The organism is Vibrio ordalii ATCC 33509 (genome assembly GCA_000257205.1).
In the GTDB taxonomy this organism is placed as follows: domain Bacteria; phylum Pseudomonadota; class Gammaproteobacteria; order Enterobacterales; family Vibrionaceae; genus Vibrio; species Vibrio ordalii.
Window position 1 is genome coordinate 1 of the sequence record AEZC01000231.1, and the last position, 3752, is coordinate 3752.

General features: G+C 39.6%; 6 protein-coding genes. 3 read left to right on the forward strand and 3 right to left on the reverse strand.

Annotation, left to right across the window (positions count from 1 at the left end; genetic code table 11):
• Positions 1-291: 291 nt before the first annotated feature.
• A complete protein-coding gene (locus tag VOR_RS17420; protein WP_019281265.1) occupies positions 292-669 on the reverse strand; it encodes a helix-turn-helix transcriptional regulator in 378 nt (125 codons plus the stop codon).
• An 87-nt stretch (positions 670-756) separates the two neighbouring features.
• Here VOR_RS17420 and VOR_RS0115260 point away from each other — a divergent pair, with 87 nt between their 5' ends.
• The 3 genes from VOR_RS0115260 (at position 757) to VOR_RS0115275 (ending at position 2717) form a co-directional block, all read left to right on the forward strand.
• Entirely contained in the window at positions 757-1905 is a 1149-nt protein-coding gene (locus VOR_RS0115260) for a phage/plasmid replication protein, II/X family (protein ID WP_155815378.1), read from the forward strand.
• Positions 1906-1916: 11 nt separating this feature from the next.
• Positions 1917-2198 carry a single-stranded DNA-binding protein gene (locus tag VOR_RS0115265; RefSeq protein ID WP_010320565.1) on the forward strand — a complete coding sequence of 94 codons (282 nt, stop codon included), beginning with the start codon at positions 1917-1919 and terminating at the stop codon, positions 2196-2198.
• Positions 2199-2477: 279 nt separating this feature from the next.
• On the forward strand, positions 2478-2717 hold the full coding sequence (locus VOR_RS0115275) for a hypothetical protein (protein WP_010320566.1): 240 nt from the start codon (positions 2478-2480) through the stop codon (positions 2715-2717).
• A 178-nt stretch (positions 2718-2895) separates the two neighbouring features.
• Here the strand turns inward: VOR_RS0115275 and yciH are convergent, their stop codons facing one another.
• Both yciH and VOR_RS0115285 read right to left on the reverse strand, forming a co-directional pair.
• Positions 2896-3207: a stress response translation initiation inhibitor YciH gene (gene yciH, locus VOR_RS0115280; RefSeq protein WP_010320567.1), complete on the reverse strand. Its 312-nt coding sequence runs from the start codon at positions 3205-3207 to the stop codon at positions 2896-2898.
• 7 nt (positions 3208-3214) lie between these two features.
• The gene (locus VOR_RS0115285) at positions 3215-3586 is read right to left on the reverse strand and encodes a DUF3319 domain-containing protein (RefSeq protein WP_010320568.1); all 372 of its coding nucleotides are present in this window, start codon (positions 3584-3586) and stop codon (positions 3215-3217) included.
• Positions 3587-3752 lie beyond the last annotated feature (166 nt).

A 3752-nucleotide genomic window follows, 5' to 3' on the forward strand; every position in this document is an offset into this window, starting at 1 on the left:
TTTATGATGCGCTTACGAAAAAGAAAGGATAATATCAAATAAAAACGTATGCGCCCCATGATCCCACGGGGCGCATACGGAGGAAGGAGAAAGCAGGGCGAGTACACTATCTTTAATAGTGTACTCTTGTGCCAATATGGCATTATTTAGGCTAGAGAGAGAAGCAGACGGGGAGAAAGCGCAGCGCCACGTTGCTTCTCTCCCGAACTCAAAACGTTACACGAATGTTACCGGAACGGTTGGGGTTACTGTTACACCCCAATTAAGTCCGGAATTCCGGACTTTCTTCATTTACATAGCTTGTTTTTCACGAGTTTCTAATATGTCTAAAAACGTGTAATGATCTTCTAGTTGTTCCCATACAGTCATCGTTACAATTTCTCTTGGAACTGCAATTTGTGACAATTCTATAATAAAATCTTGAAGTGATAATTTTCCAAACTCAACGCCTTGGCATATTTCGTTTGCAGATACATTTAATGTTTTTGCAAGGTTTGCGATTTGCGTTGCCCTAGGTTCTGTTTCGCCATTTTCCCATTTTAAATATGTCTGCTTTGCCACTTTTACTTCTTTTGCAACTTGTTCTTGGGTTAAGCCTTTTCTTAATCTGGCATTTTTCAGTACGTCTTTAATCATCATTTCATCCCTTAAAGTACGGTTTTTTATCATTCTAACACCCGTTTTTTAACCTCCTGCGTTGAGGTTAGCTTTTTTATAATGTAGAGCACATTAAAACGTACTTGACAGGGTTTTGCATTGTACTTCATAGACCAGCTTTTTATGCATCAAGATCATCCTGATGGCGGGCTCCCGCTCGTTGGGACGCATGTGATTGAAAGACTGGATATGGAAACAGGAGAAGCGTTACCACCTTCAGTAAATCAGAAGCGTCTTGAAGGGTCATTCAGTACAAAACTAACGATCCGTTGTGATGGTTATCGCGTTCGTGTGGAGGGTAACCCGTCACGCTGGCAGAGAATGGATAATCTATTTGGCCTCACTTCACTAGATGATTGTGTCGAGATTTATAACCATCTTCTTTCACGTTATGGCTTACCACCACTGACTAAAAATACTCGTTTGTACCCAAGGCAATCGCCTAATGGTAAATCAACATCGCTAGTCGGCAATGGCCGTGGCGCGGAAATTACTTCTATCGATTGGACTCGTAATTTGGCTGTAGGGCAGGGTAAGGAAGCCTCATTCATTCGCGGCATGTCCTCTATGCAAATCGGTCGAGGTCGTAAGCCTAACTTGTTTCCCAACGGCATGACATGCGGCTGGGGTTATGGCTCATCTTGGTTATTGAATAAACTTTACTGTAAGGCATTTGAATTAAAAGAGCATTTGAAAAAAGACAAGCGTAAAAAAGACGGTATTACTGAAAATCAACTTGAATATGTAGAGAAATTAATCAGTTATTGCGAACAAAATGGTGTCGTACGAGACGAAAACAGCCTGAAGCAATTATTTTTGAAAAAACACAGACTACAGTTTTACGGATTAGTGACCGAAGAAGACTTTTACCCGCATCTGAATGATATTGAGAACGCTATGAAGACGATACAGATTACCCATGATGAACACGTATCAATTGCCCACCAACTTCTTGATGTGGGCGCTGTCGATACACTTCGAAAGGCTAATACAACAATGAACTATTTCAGTCTTTGGCAAAATGGTACCGACTTACGCCAAGTATTGAATCGAAGCCAATTTTATGAACATAAAACACGACTTAAAAAAGTTGGTATCGACATTGGACAACCGTTTGATGTAACTCGTATGTGTCCGACCTTAAGGCGTTCTGAAGTTATCGAAGTTAAGCCGTTATCCATTCCTAGTTGGTATCAACTGCCCGTTGTTGCCAAATCTAACGTTATGCCATTTAGAGCTATTGCATAGAGAGATACCACATGTTGAAAATTGAAATATTCCCCGAAGATGTAAAAGTTGCGACTCGAACCACCAAACCCAAAGATGACAAGCCAGGTCGTGATATTTATGAACAAGATGCTTATGCCTATATTGGTGGCAAGTTTCCCGTTCAAATGAAATTGCAGTTAGAAAAAGGACAACAACCTTACGCGGCCGGACTCTATACACCACACAGCTCAAGCTATGCGATTAATAATTTCGGCTCTCTTGAGTTAAAACGGTTTGGCCAGATTATCGAGCCTTTGGAAGTTGAGCGATGAGCTTTGATTTACCGTCTCGAAAAATCTTTTATAAGACAGGGATAATGATGGTAAACCGTCTAGATGAGCCACTATATCAATGTCGTTCTTGCTACAAACCGTTCTTTGATGATGAGGTCATAGTCGGTAACTTCTTAGCTCATATTGAATGTCCACATTGTGGCAATGCACTTAGAAAAATCACAGAGTCTGAACCATTGATTACAAAATAAGTTAAAGCCCGTAACTGCTTGAACAACTACGGGCTTTTTATCACAACCAACTGAAACGGAGTTGACTATGACCATGAAAGAATACACGCTATCAGACGTAGAATCTAAGCTAAATGCAATTTCCAATATCTCAATTTTCTTAGGTACAGGCGATTGTCCTGATGAGATTGCCTTTAACTTACGAGATCATATGCACGATGAAATAGAAAACCTTCAAGGTATGTTGAGTTTCATCCGGCTTTATCCAGAGCTTAAAGCCCAAGAACGGCAAGAATCAAAACCCCAAATCGATTCATCCAATCCCTAAAATGACCATGCCTAAAGTGCGTATTATATATCTTATGTTAAATGTTTAGTGACAAAATGAAAGCGCCATACCTTTGTGCGCTTTCTAGGGATGTAGCCATTAAACATAATCAGTATTTACCATAAAATACCTAATAACTAGTCTGATAATCGAAGATTTCATTCTAGTTATTAATACGTTAATTTCCGGCTAGTTTAACTCTGAAACCTTTCTTTTCTAAATAAGCTTTAATTTTGTCTCGAGCATCACCTTGGATCTCTATTTCACCATCTTTTACTGAGCCACCACACCCACAACTTTTCTTGAGTTCTGCCGCAAATAGCTTTAATGCAGTATCATCTAAATCCAAGCCGGTCACGATACTCACGCCTTTCCCTTTTCGCCCTTTTGTTTGACGATGGATTCTAGCCACTCCATCTCCTTTAGGGCGTTCTATAACTTCAGGCTCAGCTTTGATACGGCCTAAATCCGTAGAATATACAAGTGTCATAAATAATTTACTTCTTCAATTGTTCTGCTTTCTGTTTTGCAAGCAAATAAGCTTCGATATGTTTTTGAATAGCCACTTTCGAACCTTTGATTAAGCGACCATTGAAAAAGCAATACCAGCCATTGAGCTCACCTGTATCATTTTTCAGTGTAAAGCCACCAAATTGCTCTTGTTTACCATCTGGAGCCTCTCTCTTCTTACCTACCGCATCGAACTCTCTAGGATCAATGATGGAGGCCGTGTCACACCACCAGTCTATGCTTTTTTTTACTGCCGCAAGGTTACCAGTCAAAACATGGTTTTTGATCTTAACTTGCCATATATCTGTAGAATTGGGAGCAGATGTAAGGGTGAATCCTCGATACGTCGCTATAGCCATATGTTATTGGTCTTTTTAATTTTAGGTTAGTTAAATAATAATTGTATCTCCAGCGTTATCAAGTATATTTATCGATAAACCATATTGTTATAGTGCATCAAGATGAAAAAAAACATCCCTCTCATCACAGATCCTATGATTTTAAAACAAAAGGTTCGGTGTTTTT

What these genes read in the sequence shown, in the direction of transcription:
- yciH (WP_010320567.1), bottom strand. Translation starts at nt 3,207, where the DNA reads ATGACACTTGTATATTCTACGGATTTAGGCCGTATCAAAGCTGAGCCT.
- VOR_RS0115265 (WP_010320565.1), top strand. Translation starts at nt 1,917, where the DNA reads ATGTTGAAAATTGAAATATTCCCCGAAGATGTAAAAGTTGCGACTCGA.
- VOR_RS17420 (WP_019281265.1), bottom strand. Translation starts at nt 669, where the DNA reads ATGATAAAAAACCGTACTTTAAGGGATGAAATGATGATTAAAGACGTA.
- VOR_RS0115275 (WP_010320566.1), top strand. Translation starts at nt 2,478, where the DNA reads ATGACCATGAAAGAATACACGCTATCAGACGTAGAATCTAAGCTAAAT.
- VOR_RS0115285 (WP_010320568.1), bottom strand. Translation starts at nt 3,586, where the DNA reads ATGGCTATAGCGACGTATCGAGGATTCACCCTTACATCTGCTCCCAAT.